Consider the following 17,669-nt stretch of genomic DNA (forward strand, 5'->3'; position numbering starts at 1 on the left):
GCCACTGGATTAAATTTTGCAACAATTATAGTAGACAGCTGTTGTGGAGGTGGAGCGATGGTAAATAGCAACTTGAAAATTGTTTCTCTAATTCCTAGTGGAACAGAAATACTGGCGGCTTTAGGGTTGGATGGAGCGATTGTTGGACGATCGCATGAATGTGACTATCCTCCTTCCATTCTAGATCGTCCCGTTTGTACCCAAGCACGTTTAAACACAAATGCCTATAGCAGCGAAATTCATGATAAAGTTGATAACTTGTTGCAGTCTGCCTTAAGTATCTATCAAATCAACACTGATGTTTTAGAGAAATTACAACCCACCCATATTGTCACTCAAGATCAGTGTGATGTGTGTGCTGTCAGCTTATCAGATGTAGAAAAGGCAGTTGCTACCCTCACTCACAGTTCACCAAAAATTATTTCCTTACAGCCCAACGTTCTTCAAGATGTTTGGGCTGATATCGAGCGAGTAGGCAACATCTTTGGAGTAAACTCGCTACAAGTAATAGAAAATTTAGAAGCCCGCGTCAAAATTATAGCACAAAAAACACAAGGACTCTCTCAAACCGAAGCTCTTCCTAAGGTTGCCTGCATTGAATGGACTGAACCTTTGATGGTTGCTGCTAATTGGATTCCCGAATTAGTCTCTTTAGCAGGAGGAGAGCCACTGTTTAGTATCACAGGTCAATCTTCTGCTACCTTAAAGTGGGAATCACTGGTTGCTGCAAATCCCGACATAATTGTCATTATGCCCTGCGGCTTTGATTTAAATCGTACACGTACTGAAGCGCAAATTTTCACCACACGTCCAGAGTGGGAACAACTACATGCTAGGCAAAGTGGTAGAGTTTACATTACTGATGGCAATTCCTACTTTAATCGCCCCGGTCCTCGACTAGTAGATTCCTTAGAAATTTTGGCAGAAATTTTACATCCAGAAATTTTCCAATATGGTTACAAGGGCAAAGCTTGGGATGTGTTGTAAATAAGGCAGAGGGCAGAGGGCAGAGGGCAGAAGGGGAATATTTGTGAATCAGATAGGTGTCTCCTGCCTTCTATCTTTTCTGTAACCATTCAATCAAAGGTCTTAAAGTTCCAGGCATTGCCGCCTCACTAACTGTAACAGAGTGTTCCTCTCCTTGATCTTCCACTGTCAAGGTATACTGAAAACGGTCAGGCTGGTTTGGTGGTGCTGTAATATTTGCTGGTAAATTATAGAAATTTGCGGCTTCTAATAACTGAGGTAGTTGCTTTGCTTCGCTCTCGGGCATAGTAGAAGTATCAACAGTCTTACTTCTGCTTATACCAGCAAATCCACCTGTGCGTTCAAATGAAATCCGCATACAGCTAAGCTCCGTTGTGCTACTTCAAAGTAGAAACACAAATTTGGGAAAAGATTACCATCTTTCCCCACTATATCATTAAACAAACAACCTGTGCTCTTTCTTTTTACTTTTCACTTCTACAGCACTCCTACTTTCTGCCAAGCGTTTTGCACTGCTTTTTGTTCATTACTGGCTTCACCGTAGAGTTCTCCGGCAACTTTGATAGTTGTATTGGCAGCTTGTTGAAAATTAGCTCTCGAACGTAGGCGATCGCGTAAAGTAATGTACCAAATTTTCCCAGCTTTTTCCCAAGCATAGCCCCCAATTTCTATAGCTGCTTGATAAAAGGCATTGTTGGCAATACTCGAGTTTATATGTACTCCACCGTTATCTTTAATACCAGTGTAACGCTCTTTGTAGTTGGTAGGTTGAGGATCTTTACCTAATACCGGATCGTTGTATGCGGTTCCGGGTGCTTTCATAGAGCGAATTCCCACCCCCTTAACCTTTGATGTAAATAGTCCTTCCCCAATAATCCAATCTGCCTGTTCTGCCGTCTGCTTTTTTACTCGCTGTTTTACTAGAGAACCAAAAACATCTGAGAAAGACTCATTCAATGCTCCTGATTCAGCAAAATATAATAAACCAGCTTCATACTGAGTTACCCCATGAGTTAACTCATGCGCAATTACATCAATCGATTTAGTGAAGCGTTGAAAAATTTCTCCGTCGCCATCACCATAAACCATCTGGCTACCATTCCAAAAGGCGTTGTCATACTTCGTACCGTAATGCACGGTAGATTCTAGACGCAACCCTTTATCATCAATAGAATTACGCTCGAACACCTCATAATAAAAATCATAGGTAGCCCCAGCACTATCGTAAGATTCATTTACAGCATCGTCATTGCTAGGAGGAGATCCTTCTGTACGCACTATTGTACCTGGTAGTTGCTCACCATTTTTAGCATCATAGATAGTGCGACGTTTTTCCCCAGGTTGAGGCATCACATCAATATTACCAACTGCTTGGCGTCTACCGCGAATTTGTGCGGAGAGATTTAATGTGTGAAACGCCCATTCACGCTGAGTGGGAGTGCCATTTTCGGCAACATGCTCCAGCATATGAGGTGGGACAATACAACAAATTGGGCATCGGTGGAAGTTGTTGTTATACCCGACGGATTTTTTCTTTTTTCTTGCCATTCAACAATTTTCCTTTTTTGCTCAGCCTTTGTTATTTATACTCCTTTTTGGAAATGTATTAGTACGCACGCCTGCACAGAGAACTCAAGATCCCCGACAACTTCTGCGAAGTTGGGGATCTGTTCAAAGTGGTGATAATTTTTTAACATATTTGTAGACCTCACTATTAGTGTGGTTGTGTGTTTTGATTTCTCCCCGTTACAATTACGGGGTTTTTTTTGCGCTAGACTTACTTGTGCTTCCCCCTAATCCCACTCTGTAATGTCTAATCCCTTTATTACCGTCACCGTTAAGCTGTTCGCTGCTTATCAAGAAGCTTATGGAGTATCAGAATTAGTACTGGAATTTCCTCAAGATACACCAGTTGTCGCTGTGCGCGATCGCTTAATTGCCGAACATCCTCAACTTGCCCAATGGCGAGATGTGACAAGGTTTGGCATTAATTTACAATTCGTGGAACCAGATGCGATTTTACTTGATGGTGATGAGGTGGTGCTAATTCCTCCTGTTAGCGGTGGATGAATATAATTTTTGGTTGTGGGAAAGACGCCCCACCAGGGCGTCTCTACTTCACTTTTCCTCGGAAGCGCACAAATCCGTAGGAGCCGATTGGTGTACCAGAATTAGTGGCGTTGGGTAAATCACCTAAGTTTACAACTACAGCACCATTGGTATTTGAACCACTACAGTTAATTTGCGGATAGACAATTTTAGGATCTACCCCTGGGGGGAAGTATTGACCAAAATCGTCGTCTTTACTATTACTGAGAGATACTGAGTTACCGTTATGACTGAGGACAATACCTCTGTCTGCTCCTGGTAAACTGCCGGATGCTGGAGGAATACTGTTGAAAGCGGTGGGGATGAAGGTAAGCACTGGGAATTACAGTAATTGAGGTTTGCTCATCATCATCAGTTTTACTAGGATCGTTGCCTGTATTAATTTTGTCATCGGCATTTTGCAAGAAGAAATTACCAACACTGGGTGGGTTAGTAGTCGCTTGTGCAGAATCAGCATCATCGAAAAACATTATGTTATTCTAAATCAGTAGATATGCTGAAGTACTCAATTCGATTATTACTTAATTATCTGAAGTATTGGGAAATACCCGTATTAATTTAAATCATCCCGCATTTATGCAACGCCCTTTTGTGGGTACTGCCCACCTAGCCCGTGTATTGATGACTCATAAAATTTTAATTCAGACGATAATTCCTCATCTTTTTCCTCTGCGTTCTCTGTGCCTCGGCGGTTTAAAAGTAATTTATTTAACCTCCGAGACGCAGAGTACGCAGAGATAAGAGGTGAAAGACCTATTGATTTCCTAAAGTTTTTATCCACAAAGACGCGGGCTAGCACTGCCCACCCTACGTTGATTTCACTTGAGATGATGAGATTCACAAAAACTTTATATTCTTATTTGCGGATAGAATAAATCTTGGAAGAAAGACTTGTAGTGAGCGAAAAACGCTTAGTTATTCAATATACCCAAATCTCATCAAAAAAAAATCTACATCTTTGGGGAACTTCGAGTGTCAGCTCAAGTCTTCCTTTAGGGTGTTACTAATTCACGCAATTTGCACTATATGCCCAAACATTGCTGTTCTATGGACAAACAGGAAAAACACTGAAGTACAAATGTAGCAATTGGAAACCCGGTTATCTACCGTTTTTGCAAGTTATTGCTATAACTTATACTCATAAATACCGTAATTTTCTGGTATAACAAGGAGTTAGTTATTGGTCTAGATAAAAATTTATTGATATAACTTTGCAAAACTTTCCGCAATTGCCCCCAGGACGGTTGTATATATAGTGTGTAATGTTTAACTAAGGAACGAGTAGTGCGCACATTTATTCAAAAATGTCAACTACTACAGCAACTCCAATATCACATTTTCCTTCTAGTATGACTTCAGAACAACACAAAATTAAATTTCCCCTCTGGCAATATCTGAACCAACCTATATTTAGTCACCAGACTCAACTGGTTTTGAATCCCCGTCGCTTTGCACGTCTTTACAGAGTATCTCTTCTTCAACGGTGCTGGACTAAGGAATGTGATGCTAAAGGTCCTTTTCACACCTGAATATTATTTTTACATATATTGACGACGGATTAAGCCTCGTCAAGAGAACGGGGCTTTTTACCGTCAAGTAATGTGCTGACAGTCATATCCCCCATGACATTTATTGCAGTACGACAGCGATCTAAAAACCAATCCACAGTCACCAATACAGCAATGTACTGTGTGGGTAAGCCTACGGAAGTAAATACCAGAGTCATGGTTACTAATCCGGCGTTGGGAATATTCGCTGCTCCTACAGAAGCAAAAATCGAGGTAAGGATGACAATAAACTGCTGTCCCAAATTTAGGTTTTGTCCCAACACTTGGGAAATAAATAATGCAGACATTGCTTCATATAATGCAGTGCCATCGTTGTTGAAATTTGCCCCAACTAATGCCCCTAAAGCAGCAGAAGATTCCCGCAAGCCAATTTTTTCTTGCAAAACCTCAAAAGTGACGGGCATTGTTGCTGCAGAAGATGAAGTGGAAAAAGCTGTCAGAAAAGCATCTGCACCACCCTGCAAAAAGTTTAATGGTTTCACCCAAGAACCGATTTTAACTCTGGTGAGATAGTAGCATGCTTGTAGTACTAATGCTAGCAGTACTGCCAAGATGAAGGCGAAGAGTGATTTGAATGGTGCAAAGCCTTGTAAAGCAACAGTTTTAGAGACAATGCCAAAAACTGCCAAGGGTACTAAAATAATTACCCAGTTGAGAATACGAGTTACAGCTTCAAACAAAATTCCAATTACATCTTCAATTGGTTGGAATCCTGTTTTGCCTTGGGCAACTTGCTCTGATTTAATTGCTCGGAGGACAATGCCGAAGCTGAGGGCAAGAACTATCAGCTGAATGACGTTATTATCTACTAGGGGTTTGAGGACTGCTTCTGGTACTGCGTCTCTGATGAGTGACCAAGGGTCAAGATTTTGATTGGCTGCTTGTGTACTTCCTGGATCTGCTAAACTTCCCCAAGTACCTGGACGCAAAATGTTGGCGACGAAAAGTCCTATGAAGATGGCTACCAGAGTGTTTGTCACTAGCAGTACTGCTAAACGTCTTCCTGCTGTTCCTGGAATGTTGGTAGTCAAGAAGGTATGCAGCACTGCGACTAAAATTAGTGGGGTAGCTAGGGCGCGGAGTGCCTTGAGTACCATTTCGGCAGGAATTGCCAAGTTATTAATCAAAGCTTTATTGGCTGGGTTGGGATTACCTGCACCCAGTGCAATTCCTATTGCTATGGCAATAATTAGGGCAATGACGATTTGCAGCGTCAGCGGGATACGTTGCCATAGAGGACGGGTTTGATCTGTTTGGGTTTCGTTCATTGCTGGATGCGGATGGGGCGATGTATTTATTAAACATCACTTTGGGTGTTTAAGATTTCGGACAAGGTAATCGCAATCAAGACAAACTGCGTTATTGTGGTAAACGTTTCTGTTGAGTGAGAGCACCTTTGAGACATATATGTCCTTTGTACCCCTACATATCCACAGTGATTACAGTCTACTTGATGGTGCTAGTCAACTGCCAGATTTGGTTGACAGAGCAATTGACTTGGGCATCAAGGCGATCGCCCTCACCGATCATGGTGTGATGTATGGTGCGATCGAACTGATCAAAATCTGCCGGAGTAAGAATGTTAAGCCAATTATTGGCAATGAAATGTATATAATTAACGGCGATATCACCAAACAAGAACGCCGTCCTCGCTATCACCAAGTTGTCTTAGCTAAAAACACCAAAGGTTATAAAAATTTAGTAAAAATAACTACAACATCTCACTTAGAAGGAGTGCAGGGTAAAGGCATTTTTTCCCGTCCTTGCATTAACAAAGACTTATTAAAAGAATATCATGAAGATTTGATTGTTACCAGTGCTTGTTTGGGCGGAGAAATTCCCCAAGCAATTCTTAGTGGTAGACCAGATGCTGCGCGGAAAGTGGCACAATGGTATAAAGAAGTTTTTGGCGATGATTATTATTTAGAAATTCAAGATCATGGCTCTCCTGAAGATCGCATTGTCAATGTAGAAATTGTCAAAATTGCGCGGGAGTTGGGGATTAAATTTATAGCGACAAACGATTCTCATTTTATTTCTTGTTACGATGTTGAAGCACATGACGCTTTGTTGTGTATTCAAACAGGGAAATTGATTGCCGAAGACAATCGGATGCGTTATAGCGGTACAGAGTATCTCAAGTCAGCTGAAGAAATGAAGCAGCTATTTCGAGATCACTTGCCGGATGATGTCATAGAAGAAGCGATCGCCACTACGGTAGAAATAGCAGATAAAGTAGAGCCTTACCAAATCATGGGTGAGCCGCGCATCCCCAACTATCCTATTCCATCAGGTCACACTGCTAACACTTACGTAGAAGAAGTAGCTTGGCAAGGACTTTTAGAAAGATTAAATCGTAAATCCCGCAACGAAGTCGATCCCACATACAAAGAAAGACTGGAATATGAACTAAAAATGATTCAACACATGGGGTTTTCCACCTACTTTTTAGTTGTGTGGGACTACATCAAATTTGCCAGAGATCATAAAATTCCAGTTGGACCAGGTAGAGGTTCAGCAGCGGGGTCATTAGTAGCTTATACTATGCACATTACTAATATTGACCCCGTTCATCATGGGCTGCTATTTGAGAGATTTCTAAACCCAGAACGAAAATCCATGCCTGATATTGATACAGATTTCTGTATCGAACAGCGAGATCAAGTCATTGATTATGTAACTCAAAAATACGGCAAAGAAAGAGTTGCACAAATCATTACCTTTAACCGCTTAACTTCTAAAGCAGTGTTAAAAGATGTTGCCAGAGTGTTAAATATTCCCTATGGGGAAGCAGACAAAATGGCAAAGTTAATTCCAGTGTCGCGAGGTAAACCAACTCCTCTCAAAGAAATGATTTCTGATAAAACGCCAGAAGCAGAGTTTAAAGAAAAATATGACAATGATCCTCGCGTTCGTCACTGGATTGACATGGCTATCCGCATCGAAGGAACTAACAAAACCTTTGGTGTTCACGCAGCAGGTGTGGTAATTTCTGCCGAGCCATTAGATGAAATTGTTCCACTACAAAGAAACAACGATGGTTCTGTAATTACCCAATACTACATGGAAGACTTGGAAGCATTGGGTTTGTTAAAAATGGATTTTCTCGGCTTAAGAAACCTGACAATGATTGAGAAAACCATTGATTTGATTGAGGAAACTAAAGGATTTAGAATTGACCCCTACGAGATAACTAACCAAGAAAGAAAAGCACAAAGAATATTAGCTAAAGGTGAGTTTAACACCTTACCCAAAGATGTCAAGAAAACGTATGAACTTTTAGAAGCAGGTAAATTAGAAGGAGTCTTTCAATTAGAATCTTCGGGAATGCGTCAGATAGTAAGTGATTTGAAGCCTTCCAATATAGAGGATATATCTTCAATTCTTGCACTTTATCGACCAGGACCATTAGATGCAGGATTAATTCCTAAGTTCATTAATCGTAAACACGGGAGAGAAAAGATAGAATATGAACACTCTATTCTCGAACCAGTTTTAGATGAAACCTACGGAATTATGGTTTATCAAGAGCAAATCATGAAAATTGCTCAAGATTTAGCTGGATATTCTCTAGGACAAGCTGATTTGCTGCGCCGTGCAATGGGTAAAAAGAAAGTAGCTGAGATGCAAAAACAGCGTGAGAAATTTGTGGATGGCGCGGCAAAAAATGGAGTGAAAAAGCAAATAGCTGAAGAGTTATTCGAGCAAATGTTGAATTTTGCTGAATATTGTTTAAGTTACGACACTGAAGTTTTGACAGTAGAATATGGCTTTTTACCAATTGGGGAAATTGTGGAGAAAGGCATTGAATGCAGCGTGTATACTGTTGATAGTAATGGGAATGTTTACACTCAACCTGTTGTACAGTGGCACGATCGCGGTCAACAAGAAGTTTTTGAATATTGTTTGGAGGATGGTTCGACTATTCGGGCAACCAAAGACCATAAATTTATGACTACTGATGGGCAAATGTTACCAATTGATGAAATTTTTGCACGGGGATTGGATTTATTGCGCGTTGAGGGTTTGCCGGAATAAGCATTCAGATTAAAAGGTTTCGTTGCCATACCGCCTGGGAATCAATTCCCAGGCTCATAGCTAAAGTCCTCTTTAGAGGACTAAAAAAATATTACAATCCACTTTTTCCTCGTCCCTCGTCCCTCGTTCCCAGCCTCTTGCTGGGAATGCTTACAGTGAGGCAGAGCCTCACATTACTCTTCAAGCTCATCAGGAAAAACAACACCTTCATACAGCAAAGAAATAGGAAAACGGAAATTAATACTATTCAAGATAACCTCTAATGTTGTTCCATATAGCTGTTGCTTCTTCAACTGAATAAGAAGTAAGTTCCCATTTTCCGTTTTCATTAAGTCGGTAGCATTCCACATTCATTTTGTCTGCCTCAATGAGAACATATTCTTTTAAAGTATCAATCCGACGATAATGCCTAAATTTCTTACCAAGGTCAAAAGCTTCCGTACTTGGAGATAGAACTTCTACAATTAAACAGGGATGATAAATAACTTTACGCGCTCTTTGATCTCGCGGATCGCAACTAACCATCACATCTGGATAATGAAAAGGTCCCTGAAGTGAAACTCCCAATGCCTGCATCTGCCATCTGAACTTTACATCCCTTCCCTCGGAGATGATTTTTAAGAGCAGATGCAAGGTTGAGGGCAATATCGTTGTGAGGGATAGTCCCCCCTGTCATGGCAAAGACTTCCCCGTTAATATATTCGTACTTAACGGGTTGTTGTTCCTCCCATTCTAAATACTCTTGAGGAGTCATTAGTTGATGTTGGGGTTGAGCAATCATTTACAATGTCTCCTTTTAGCATTTTTCAATTGGCTTCACTACTATCTTGATTTAATTGTGGTTACAGACTGGAAAGCCCGTATGCTTGCTTAGGGCGGGCAGGATGCCCACCCCACAAGAACTGTATTAAATACAACTGAGAACCGCTATATGTGAAAACTATTCAGTTTCAATCCAAGCTCTTACCATCTCAATAGGAATGCCAATAGGAGCATAACCGACCGATAGAACGCAATCACTGTCTTATATGCTACCCCATAAAAATAAAAATCGTTTGTAATCTTACCAGGTTTCCACTGTTAACCTATCTATTTCCATAAAGTGCTGATCCCGCGATACTAAAATTAATTTGTACTGCTGGGCGATCGCCGCAATCCAAATATCGTTCTCAGGAATTGGTCGTCCCTTCAATTTTAAGAAATTTTTAATTTGACCATAGAACTGAGATGTAACCAAATCGCATGGTAAAACTGTATTGCTATTTGTAAACTCTTCTATCCGTGCTATGTTGGCAGCCACTCGCCTTGAACGATAAGCTCCATAATAAAGCTCACCAACCACCGTACTAGATATGAACACTTGGTTAGCTTGAGCTAATTTTTCCTGTACTGAAACGTCTTCCTCAAATAGAGCAATAACAATATTAGTATCTAGCAGAAATCTACCACTCATCTACGTCAACCTTGCCGCAGTCAGCTTCAATTGCCTGTGCCATTAGTTCTAAATCCTCTCTAGCAATGGTTCCAGCAAAACGCAATAGGTGGCTACCGGGAATACCCTTCGGCTCTTTTATAGTTTCTTGTGCCAAAGATTCTACAAAGTTTAGTACCTGATTTAAAGCTGCTTCGGGCAAAAGTTGTAATTTTTCTACAATTTTGTCTTGTACAGATTGCACAATTTTTTTCTCCTGTTGCAAAATATATTATCTTTAGTTTATCGCTTATGCATTCATAGCATTTGACACAATTACATAGCGCGTAAACGTGAGCGCGAGTCGGTGCCGCTCCAGAAGCGGCGAGTGAATAGACATTGCTCTGTTCACTCAGCAAAGATTTAAATATAATTGTCGTATATCATTTATACAACATTGTAACCGGAATGCAAAGTGCTACAATTATAATCAGCACTAGGTTTCACAATATCCTTAAAGAACTTGCTGGCAGATCAGGAGAGTCGATTCAGGAGAAAGGGCGATCAAACTTACGTTAGACCAATTATTGACTTCACTGCTTAATTTACCTGATTCTTTGTAAAATACTTGGAAAATATTATTATCCTTCTTTTGACTCATGGAAAACAATCAAGAATACCACATGTCCTCAGATGAATTTCGTCATTGGGGATATAAAACTATTGATTGGATAGCTAATTATTTAGAAACAGTAGAGCAACTGCCTGTTTTATCTCAAGTAGAACCTGGAGACATTAGAGCTAAACTACCAGAAACAGCCCCGGTAAAAGGAGAGTCTTTTGCAAAGATTTTACAAGATTTAGATGAAATTATCGTACCAGGATTGACTAATTGGCAGTCTCCAAACTTTTTTGCTTTCTTTCCTACAGGTATTTCTGCACCATCAATTTTAGGAGAATTAGTCAGTGCAGGACTTGGAGTTCAAGGAATGTTGTGGGCAACTTCTCCTGCTTGTACTGAGTTAGAAACTCATGTTCTAGACTGGTTAATAGATATGTTGGAACTTCCTTCGCAGTTTAAATCTTCAACCACAGGAGGAGGAGTAATCCAAGACTCAGCCAGTAGTGCTTCTTTAGTAGCTTTAATAGCAGCAAGAGTTCAGTTAAAAGCAGATATTAATAAATTGGTTGTCTACACTTCTACTCAAGCACACTCTTCAATTGAGAAAGCAGCCAAAATAGCGGGAATTAAGCAAGAAAATTTCCATTTAATTGAGGTTGATGCTGATTATAGAATGTGTCCGGAATTACTACAACAGCAAATTGTTATAGATATTAAATCTGGATTAATCCCTTTTTATATTGCTGCTACTGTGGGAACAACTTCATCTCATGCTATAGATCCATTAAGAGAAATAGGTGCGATCGCTCAACTACATAAAATTTGGTTCCATGTTGATGGCGCAATGAGCGGTACAGCAGCTATCTGTCCTGAATATCGGTGGATTCACCAAGGATTAGAACTAGCAGACAGTTATTGTTTTAATCCTCATAAATGGATGCTGACTAATTTTGATTGTACCTGTTTTTATGTGAAAGAGCGAGCTAAACTGATTCATGCACTATCTATAATGCCTGAATTTCTCAAAAATCAAGCTAGCACGTCTGGGAAAGTCATTGACTATCGAGACTGGCAGATTTCTTTAGGACGTAGATTTAGAAGCCTCAAACTGTGGTTTGTAATTCGGCACTATGGTATAGAAGGCTTACAGTATTATATTCGCAAGCATATTATTTTAGCACAAGAATTTGCTGAATGTGTAAAATCTCATCCTCGTTTTGAGCTAGTTGTGAATCCCCCGTTAAATTTGGTATGTTTTCGTCATAAATTTGGTGATGCAATAAACCTTGAAATCATCAACAATATCAACTCCTCAGGTAAAATCTATCTCACTTCCACCAAGCTGGAGCAAAAATTAACTTTAAGAATGTCTATTGGACAAGCAACCACAGGTAAAATACACGTACAGCAGGCTTGGCAATTAATTTGTCAAACTGCTGAGAACCTGGTCAAGTAATTCATGGCTCCTACTCCGATCTATAAAATTGCCTACGTCAATAACTTGATATCAGCCCCGATGACTACACAAGTTCATTCGCTCTGGCTTCCTTACGCACAAATGAAGACTGTTCCGCCCCCATATCGAGTAGTTCGAGCAGAGGGGGTCAAACTCTATCTCGATGATGGCACTGTGCTTATTGACGGCATCTCTTCTTGGTGGTGTGTTATTCACGGGTACAATCACCCTGTCCTCAATAAGGCGGTTCACGAACAGCTGGCAAAATTCGCTCATGTTATGCTGGGAGGCTTGGTTAACGATGCAGCCATTCATCTCGCCGAGACGTTAGTCAGGATTACTCCAAATAAGCTCAATCACGTGTTCTTTGCTGACAGCGGCTCAGTGGGGGTAGAGGTTGCGCTCAAGATGGCAATTCAGTTCTGGCGCAACAAAGGGGTTCCCCAGAAGAGCCGTTTCGTAGCACTCCGCCGGGGGTATCACGGCGACACGACAGGGGCAATGTCAGTGAGTGACGACGACGAGGGGATGCACCGATTGTTTAAAGGAGTCATACTCCCCCAGTATTTCGTTGATGCACCGGGTGGAGATAACATAGAGTCTCACGAATGCCAAGCATCGCTTTGTCAACTCGCTGGGCTTCTCGAATCGAACAAGAACCAGATTGCCGCTGTGATCCTCGAACCGGTATTTCAAGGAGCGGGTGGCTTTCGCTTCTATCCCCCCGAGTATTTATTCCATGCCCGAAGACTGTGTGATGAACATGGGGTACTACTCATATTCGACGAGATAGCAACGGGTTTCGGGCGAACAGGAGCCTTATTCGCTGCGGAGCTTGCCAATGTTACCCCGGATATTATGGTGCTTAGTAAAGCGCTCACTGGGGGATACTTCGGACTATCGGCGACTATCGCTATAAGTGAAGTTTACGAGTCGTTCCTTGGTGACGATCCGGAACTCGCTTTCATGCACGGACCGACTTTCATGGGAAATGCAATCGCCTGCGCTGTGGCTTTGGCAAGTATCAGCCTGATCGAAACCGAAAACTACCTTAGTAAAGTCAAAGCTATTGAGCAAGTGCTCAAAGAAGAGATCCAAGGATTGGAGGGACCATCGCTTTGCGATGCACGAGTGCTTGGAGCCATAGGAGTCCTGGAGTTTGAATCTCCGTCGAACCTCATAGGATTCAGGGAGTTCGCTGTAGATCGGGGAGTGTGGCTCCGCCCGTACAGCAAGTGGCTGTACACTATGCCTCCATACATCATTGGTGAGGACGACTTGCGACGAATTACAGCAGTAATGAAAGAGTGGGTGTCACACCAAGGCAAACACATCTAAATATTGACGAGCCAGAATAAGATTTGTCAAAACATTTACAATGCTGCTTTAATTAGTAGTGGGAGGAACTTGAGAAAAGGTTACTTTTTTTGAGTCAACGCAAACCAACTGATTTAAGCTTTCCTCGAATGGATTGCACAATTGTTTTCCTCTTGGCGACTTAGATATAATTTGTGTATACCAATTTGTATACAGAATAGTAACCGGAATGCAAAGTGCTACAGTTAGAATCAGCACTACATCTCACAATATTCTTAAAGAACTTGCTGCAAGCTCAGGAGAGTCGATGCAAGTAATACTCGAACAAGCGATCGAGCAGTATAGAAGACAAGTGTTTTTACAACAAGCCAATCAAGCTTATGCTGCTTTACGCAATAACCCAGAAGCATGTCTTGCGGAACTAGAAGAACGGGAAGCTTGGGATGTAACTTTATCTGACGGATTGGAATGACATTCAAGAGTTTGCAAGACTAGGTGATGAAATAACTTTAGCTGCTCATACATCAACCTTATAATTAAGTGTGTGTTCGTCACCAGGAAGTCCACGAAAACCCCAGTTATGCTTTGGAGTTTCGAGGATTGTGATTTCTAAATCTTGGGGCGAAATGTCGAGTTCTTGCTGAACACGCTCAAACAGTAACCGAATTAACTGCTTTTTTGCGTCCACACTGCGACCCTCAAACATACTAATCTCAATAATTGTATATCCATCTGTCCGTCCTGATGGATAGAAGAAGTCTGAAGCATGGAGTGGGAAAAATCTGTGCGCACGCTTATCAAGCGGATACTGTAAAGCATCCACTACACAGGAATGAATTACATCCGAAAGCTTTTGCTTGATGGGATCTAAATGCTCTTTGATTCCGTAGATTTTGACTTGTGACATAAATACGTATAAACTACATAAAAATACTTACTTTATAAAATATATAACAATCTTCGTTAGATTTGTGAACATTAAGCATCTTGAGAAGCCCGACTTCTTAAAGAAGTCGGGCTTCTGATTTCTCAGTTCAGAAAAAACATCTGTTAAAATACTGATTTTCAGATTTATTCATTAATAATTTAGATGGAAAAATCTATTATGTTTTTAGATTAAAGATCAAGCAATCACTCTAGCATTTTAGTAAATCTGTAGACAATAATTGACTCAAACAGTCATCAACATTATTCAAAATTTACTAAAAATGCTAGTTAACAAAATGCTCCGCTACACTCAAGTAGCAGTTCCTTTAGTAGCTTCTTGCGTACTCGGCTTTTGTCAAAATGCAAATGCCTCCACACTGGGTGCGGCTTCAGATTTCAATGCATTCGTTCTGGGAAATATGAACCAAACGTCTGATACTGAGGGCAGATTAGCTGTTGGTGGAAATGCAACGCTCACTAATTATGGAGTGGGGGACAGACTATCTGACTCCAACGGAACAAGAGACGACCTCATTGTTGGTGGTATACTAACTTACAATGGTGGTCAGGTATTTAACGGTAATGTTGTCTATGGTACTGGTACGGCTCCAAAAGTTAGCACTCCAAATGGCACAATCAAACAAGGTAAGCCGATTGACTTTGCGGCGGCGGGACAAGAGTTGAAAGCTTTATCTGCTTATTTAGCAACTTTAACTCCTAACAACACTACAACTGTCCACAACTGGGGAGGAGTAGAGTTAAAAGGTACAAAGTCAGATTTGAACATTTTTAACATTGGTGCATCTGTGTTTGCACCTGGTAATAACGTCAATAATTTCAGTATTGACGGATCGATGAGTTCTACTATATTGGTCAATGTTGCTGGAAAAGATATTTCGATGAAAAACTTTGGTTTTTCCAATAATCTCCAGGCTGGGTTAAGGCAGAAAGTATTATTCAACTTCTATGAAGCTACTAACATCGATCTTCAAAATATAGGCTTTCAGGGTAGCATCCTCGCACCTTTAGCTAACTTAAAAACTACCTATGGCGATGTGAATGGTAACGTAATTGTGGCTTCTTCGCAAGGAAGCGGAGAATATCACAATTATTTGTTCAAGGGTACTCTGCCGAAGCCTACCAACATCAATCCACCTAAGAAGAAAGTTCCTGAGCCTTCTTCATTAGTCGGTTTAGGAACACTCGCCGCCGGAATAGTTGTGTCAAGGAGAAAACTAATGAGATAGTAGTGCGGATAATACTTACTACAATGTCATCATAGCGGCGATCGCAAGCTTTCATCATCTTTATACAAGCGTGCGATCGCCATTATCCATCGAAAGGACTACCATGAGAGTTGTTGTAATTTTCAAAGGTAACAAGTTTTGTTTATGCGTACATTTTCTGATTGGTGTGGACAACAACTGCAACGGTTAGGTAGGTTAACAACCCTATGCTTACTAATTTTAGTTCTCAGTTGGACACTTCCAGCCACAGCAGCCAACCGCATTAGTCCAAGGTTAGAAGAAAACGTCTTACAAATTATCCGTCAACACCCAGAAGCAATTCTGGAATCATTACAAGCATATCAACAGCAACAACAGCAAGTTGTACAGCAAATACGGCAGGTATTTTTACAAGATTTAAAAACCAATCCGCAAGCAGTAATTGGCGAATCTCCCACCACAGGAGCAACTTCTGCAAAAATTGTGTTGGTAGAGTTCTCAGATTATCAGTGTCCCTACTGTGCAGAAGCGCATAAAAACCTGAAACAAATCCTCGCCAAAAATCCCGATAAATTTACATTGGTTTACAAGCATTTTCCCTTAGCATCCATTCATAATCAAGCGATCCCCGCAGCCAAAGCAGCTTGGGCAGCACAACAACAGGGAAAATTCTGGGAATATCATGATGCACTGTTTACCAACCAAAATAAACTGGGTGAAGATTTCTACCAAGAAATTGCTAAAAATCTCAATTTGGACTTACCCAAGTTTGAACAGGATCGCAATAATGCTGAAGCCGCGATTCGCAAAGATTTACAGCTAGCTGAGAGCTTAAGACTTTCTGGTACACCATTCTTTGTCCTTAATAGTGAAAATTTCTCAGGAGCAGTTCAACTAGCGGATCTTGAGAAAATATTTTCTCAAAATGCCACAAAGTAAAACAATAAACATCTCCAAATAACAACGTAGAGACGCGATGCCCTTCTTAATCGCGACGCTATGCGAACGGGTGACACTCGTTGCGACGCTCCTTCTCTCAAAGGGAAATGAGCGCGTCTCTACAAGGGTTTAGGCTACATTATTCAACGGATGTATGGATATTTGATTGTAAACTTCTGCATTTTCTTCAAGAGCAAGACGTAGATCGTATTGCGTTTGTAAATTCAACCAAAACTGAGCGCTGTTACCAAAATAGCGAGATAAACGCAAAGCTGTATCTGCTGTAACACTACGTTTTCCAGATAAAATTTCACCAATTCGTGTCTGAGCTACACCTATATCTTTGCTCAATCGATAAGGTGTGATGTTTAGTGGCTCTAAAAATTCTAGTTGTAGGATTTCTCCTGGGTGGATATTTGGCAGACGGTTGTTATTCATAATTATTTCCTCGTCAGTGGTAATCTACTATTTCAACTTCTGAAGCATTGTTCCCATCCGTCCAAATAAAGCAGATTCGCCATTGATCGTTAATACGAATACTGTACTGCCCTTTCCTATCGCCAGCTAGCTTCTCTAAACGATTACCAGGTGGAACGCGCAAATCGTTAATTGATGTTGCAGCGTTAAGTATCAGCAATTTTCGTAAAGCAGTTTTTTGGATATTGGGCGGATACTGAGAAGATGTAAAGCTCTCAAAAATAAGCTTTGTTTCTTCAGATTTAAAACTAACAATCACAATACTATCATTTTGCGTTACTATCGTCAACCGCTAGTATACAATAGCGATCGCAGCTTATGTGGCGATCGCTCACAAATATAATCTCAAACCCGCACAACTAGCTTTGGCATTTGTGCGAAGTCGTTGGTTTGTCACCAGCACCATTATCGGTGCGACAACAATCGAACAACTCAAAGAGAATCTAGACAGTGTGAACGTAACTCTTGACAAAGATATTCTGGCAGAATTAGATACCGTTCACACTCGCTATCCAAATCCGGCACCTTGATCCAAGTGCCTATAGTGACTACTATTGGTAAAGCCCGAAGTGATTTTGCTTTGGGCAAAGAA

General features: G+C 40.9%; 21 protein-coding genes and 2 pseudogenes. 10 read left to right on the forward strand and 13 right to left on the reverse strand.

Annotation, left to right across the window (positions count from 1 at the left end; all coding sequences use genetic code 11):
* The first annotated feature begins 57 nt into the window (after window positions 1-57).
* On the forward strand, window positions 58-987 hold the full coding sequence (locus ICL16_RS39400) for a cobalamin-binding protein (RefSeq protein WP_190837027.1): 930 nt from the start codon (window positions 58-60) through the stop codon (window positions 985-987).
* A gap of 70 nt (window positions 988-1,057) precedes the next feature.
* Here the strand turns inward: ICL16_RS39400 and ICL16_RS39405 are convergent, their stop codons facing one another.
* Window positions 1,058-1,345, reverse strand: coding sequence for a protealysin inhibitor emfourin (locus ICL16_RS39405; RefSeq protein WP_190837029.1), 288 nt, complete (start codon window positions 1,343-1,345; stop codon window positions 1,058-1,060).
* Between the two features lie 119 nt (window positions 1,346-1,464).
* On the reverse strand, window positions 1,465-2,535 hold the full coding sequence (locus ICL16_RS39410) for a M4 family metallopeptidase (RefSeq protein WP_190837031.1): 1,071 nt from the start codon (window positions 2,533-2,535) through the stop codon (window positions 1,465-1,467).
* 261 nt (window positions 2,536-2,796) lie between these two features.
* Between ICL16_RS39410 and ICL16_RS39415 the strand changes: the two genes are divergently transcribed.
* Window positions 2,797-3,057, forward strand: coding sequence for a MoaD/ThiS family protein (locus tag ICL16_RS39415; RefSeq protein ID WP_190837034.1), 261 nt, complete (start codon window positions 2,797-2,799; stop codon window positions 3,055-3,057).
* Between the two features lie 43 nt (window positions 3,058-3,100).
* Here the strand turns inward: ICL16_RS39415 and ICL16_RS39420 are convergent, their stop codons facing one another.
* Window positions 3,101-3,412, reverse strand: a complete 312-nt coding sequence (locus tag ICL16_RS39420; protein ID WP_190837036.1) for a hypothetical protein — start codon at window positions 3,410-3,412, stop codon at window positions 3,101-3,103.
* Window positions 3,321-3,566: a hypothetical protein gene (locus ICL16_RS39425; RefSeq protein ID WP_190837213.1), complete on the reverse strand. Its 246-nt coding sequence runs from the start codon at window positions 3,564-3,566 to the stop codon at window positions 3,321-3,323. The genes ICL16_RS39420 and ICL16_RS39425 overlap by 92 nt, the downstream gene beginning before the upstream one ends.
* Here ICL16_RS39425 and ICL16_RS39430 point away from each other — a divergent pair.
* Window positions 3,554-3,658: pseudogene (locus ICL16_RS39430) on the forward strand (IS1 family transposase); the annotation flags it as partial. The gene ICL16_RS39425 and the pseudogene ICL16_RS39430 overlap by 13 nt on opposite strands.
* A gap of 996 nt (window positions 3,659-4,654) precedes the next feature.
* On the opposite strand, the gene ICL16_RS39435 reads toward ICL16_RS39430, so the two are convergent.
* Window positions 4,655-5,932, reverse strand: a complete 1,278-nt coding sequence (locus tag ICL16_RS39435; RefSeq protein WP_190837038.1) for a dicarboxylate/amino acid:cation symporter — start codon at window positions 5,930-5,932, stop codon at window positions 4,655-4,657.
* A gap of 139 nt (window positions 5,933-6,071) precedes the next feature.
* Here ICL16_RS39435 and ICL16_RS39440 point away from each other — a divergent pair, with 139 nt between their 5' ends.
* The gene (locus tag ICL16_RS39440; RefSeq protein WP_190837043.1) at window positions 6,072-8,702 is read left to right on the forward strand and encodes a DNA polymerase III subunit alpha; all 2,631 of its coding nucleotides are present in this window, start codon (window positions 6,072-6,074) and stop codon (window positions 8,700-8,702) included.
* 243 nt (window positions 8,703-8,945) lie between these two features.
* Here ICL16_RS39440 and ICL16_RS47950 read toward each other — a convergent pair whose 3' ends face one another.
* The 5 genes from ICL16_RS47950 to ICL16_RS46470 form a co-directional block, all read right to left on the reverse strand.
* The gene (locus ICL16_RS47950; RefSeq protein WP_420485329.1) at window positions 8,946-9,269 is read right to left on the reverse strand and encodes a Uma2 family endonuclease; all 324 of its coding nucleotides are present in this window, start codon (window positions 9,267-9,269) and stop codon (window positions 8,946-8,948) included.
* Entirely contained in the window at window positions 9,220-9,483 is a 264-nt protein-coding gene (locus ICL16_RS47955; RefSeq protein WP_420485330.1) for a Uma2 family endonuclease, read from the reverse strand. Before ICL16_RS47955 ends, ICL16_RS47950 begins: the two co-directional genes overlap by 50 nt.
* Window positions 9,484-9,765: 282 nt before the next feature.
* A complete protein-coding gene (locus ICL16_RS39450) occupies window positions 9,766-10,155 on the reverse strand; it encodes a type II toxin-antitoxin system VapC family toxin (RefSeq protein WP_190837045.1) in 390 nt (129 codons plus the stop codon).
* Window positions 10,145-10,378: a hypothetical protein gene (locus ICL16_RS39455; RefSeq protein ID WP_190837047.1), complete on the reverse strand. Its 234-nt coding sequence runs from the start codon at window positions 10,376-10,378 to the stop codon at window positions 10,145-10,147. The genes ICL16_RS39450 and ICL16_RS39455 overlap by 11 nt, the downstream gene beginning before the upstream one ends.
* A 249-nt stretch (window positions 10,379-10,627) precedes the next feature.
* A complete protein-coding gene (locus ICL16_RS46470) occupies window positions 10,628-10,774 on the reverse strand; it encodes a hypothetical protein (protein ID WP_238361154.1) in 147 nt (48 codons plus the stop codon).
* On the opposite strand from ICL16_RS46470, the gene ICL16_RS39460 reads away from it, so the two are divergent.
* The 3 genes from ICL16_RS39460 (at window position 10,773) to ICL16_RS39470 (ending at window position 13,980) form a co-directional block, all read left to right on the forward strand.
* Complete coding sequence (locus tag ICL16_RS39460) at window positions 10,773-12,191, forward strand: pyridoxal-dependent decarboxylase (RefSeq protein WP_190837049.1); 1,419 nt, start codon at window positions 10,773-10,775, stop codon at window positions 12,189-12,191. The two genes, ICL16_RS46470 and ICL16_RS39460, sit on opposite strands and share 2 nt — an antisense overlap.
* Before the next feature lie 3 nt (window positions 12,192-12,194).
* Window positions 12,195-13,529, forward strand: coding sequence for an adenosylmethionine--8-amino-7-oxononanoate transaminase (bioA, locus tag ICL16_RS39465; RefSeq protein WP_238361155.1), 1,335 nt, complete (start codon window positions 12,195-12,197; stop codon window positions 13,527-13,529).
* A 208-nt stretch (window positions 13,530-13,737) separates the two neighbouring features.
* Window positions 13,738-13,980: a toxin-antitoxin system protein gene (locus ICL16_RS39470; RefSeq protein ID WP_190837053.1), complete on the forward strand. Its 243-nt coding sequence runs from the start codon at window positions 13,738-13,740 to the stop codon at window positions 13,978-13,980.
* A gap of 45 nt (window positions 13,981-14,025) precedes the next feature.
* Here the strand turns inward: ICL16_RS39470 and ICL16_RS39475 are convergent, their stop codons facing one another.
* Window positions 14,026-14,415, reverse strand: a complete 390-nt coding sequence (locus ICL16_RS39475) for a tautomerase family protein (RefSeq protein ID WP_190837055.1) — start codon at window positions 14,413-14,415, stop codon at window positions 14,026-14,028.
* A gap of 301 nt (window positions 14,416-14,716) precedes the next feature.
* Here ICL16_RS39475 and ICL16_RS39480 point away from each other — a divergent pair, with 301 nt between their 5' ends.
* Together ICL16_RS39480 and ICL16_RS39485 are read left to right on the forward strand one after the other, a co-directional pair.
* The gene (locus ICL16_RS39480; RefSeq protein ID WP_190837210.1) at window positions 14,717-15,682 is read left to right on the forward strand and encodes a choice-of-anchor A family protein; all 966 of its coding nucleotides are present in this window, start codon (window positions 14,717-14,719) and stop codon (window positions 15,680-15,682) included.
* A gap of 144 nt (window positions 15,683-15,826) precedes the next feature.
* On the forward strand, window positions 15,827-16,600 hold the full coding sequence (locus ICL16_RS39485; RefSeq protein WP_190837058.1) for a DsbA family protein: 774 nt from the start codon (window positions 15,827-15,829) through the stop codon (window positions 16,598-16,600).
* 129 nt (window positions 16,601-16,729) lie between these two features.
* Here the strand turns inward: ICL16_RS39485 and ICL16_RS39490 are convergent, their stop codons facing one another.
* Window positions 16,730-17,038, reverse strand: coding sequence for a HigA family addiction module antitoxin (locus ICL16_RS39490; protein ID WP_190837060.1), 309 nt, complete (start codon window positions 17,036-17,038; stop codon window positions 16,730-16,732).
* A 13-nt stretch (window positions 17,039-17,051) separates the two neighbouring features.
* Window positions 17,052-17,336, reverse strand: a complete 285-nt coding sequence (locus ICL16_RS39495) for a type II toxin-antitoxin system RelE/ParE family toxin (RefSeq protein ID WP_190837062.1) — start codon at window positions 17,334-17,336, stop codon at window positions 17,052-17,054.
* Between the two features lie 46 nt (window positions 17,337-17,382).
* On the opposite strand from ICL16_RS39495, the pseudogene ICL16_RS39500 reads away from it, so the two are divergent.
* Window positions 17,383-17,607 (forward strand): annotated as a pseudogene (locus ICL16_RS39500) (aldo/keto reductase); the annotation flags it as partial.
* Between the last annotated feature and the right edge of the window lie 62 nt (window positions 17,608-17,669).

It is taken from the genome of Iningainema tapete BLCC-T55 (genome assembly GCF_014698965.1).
Lineage (GTDB): Bacteria > Cyanobacteriota > Cyanobacteriia > Cyanobacteriales > Nostocaceae > Iningainema > Iningainema tapete.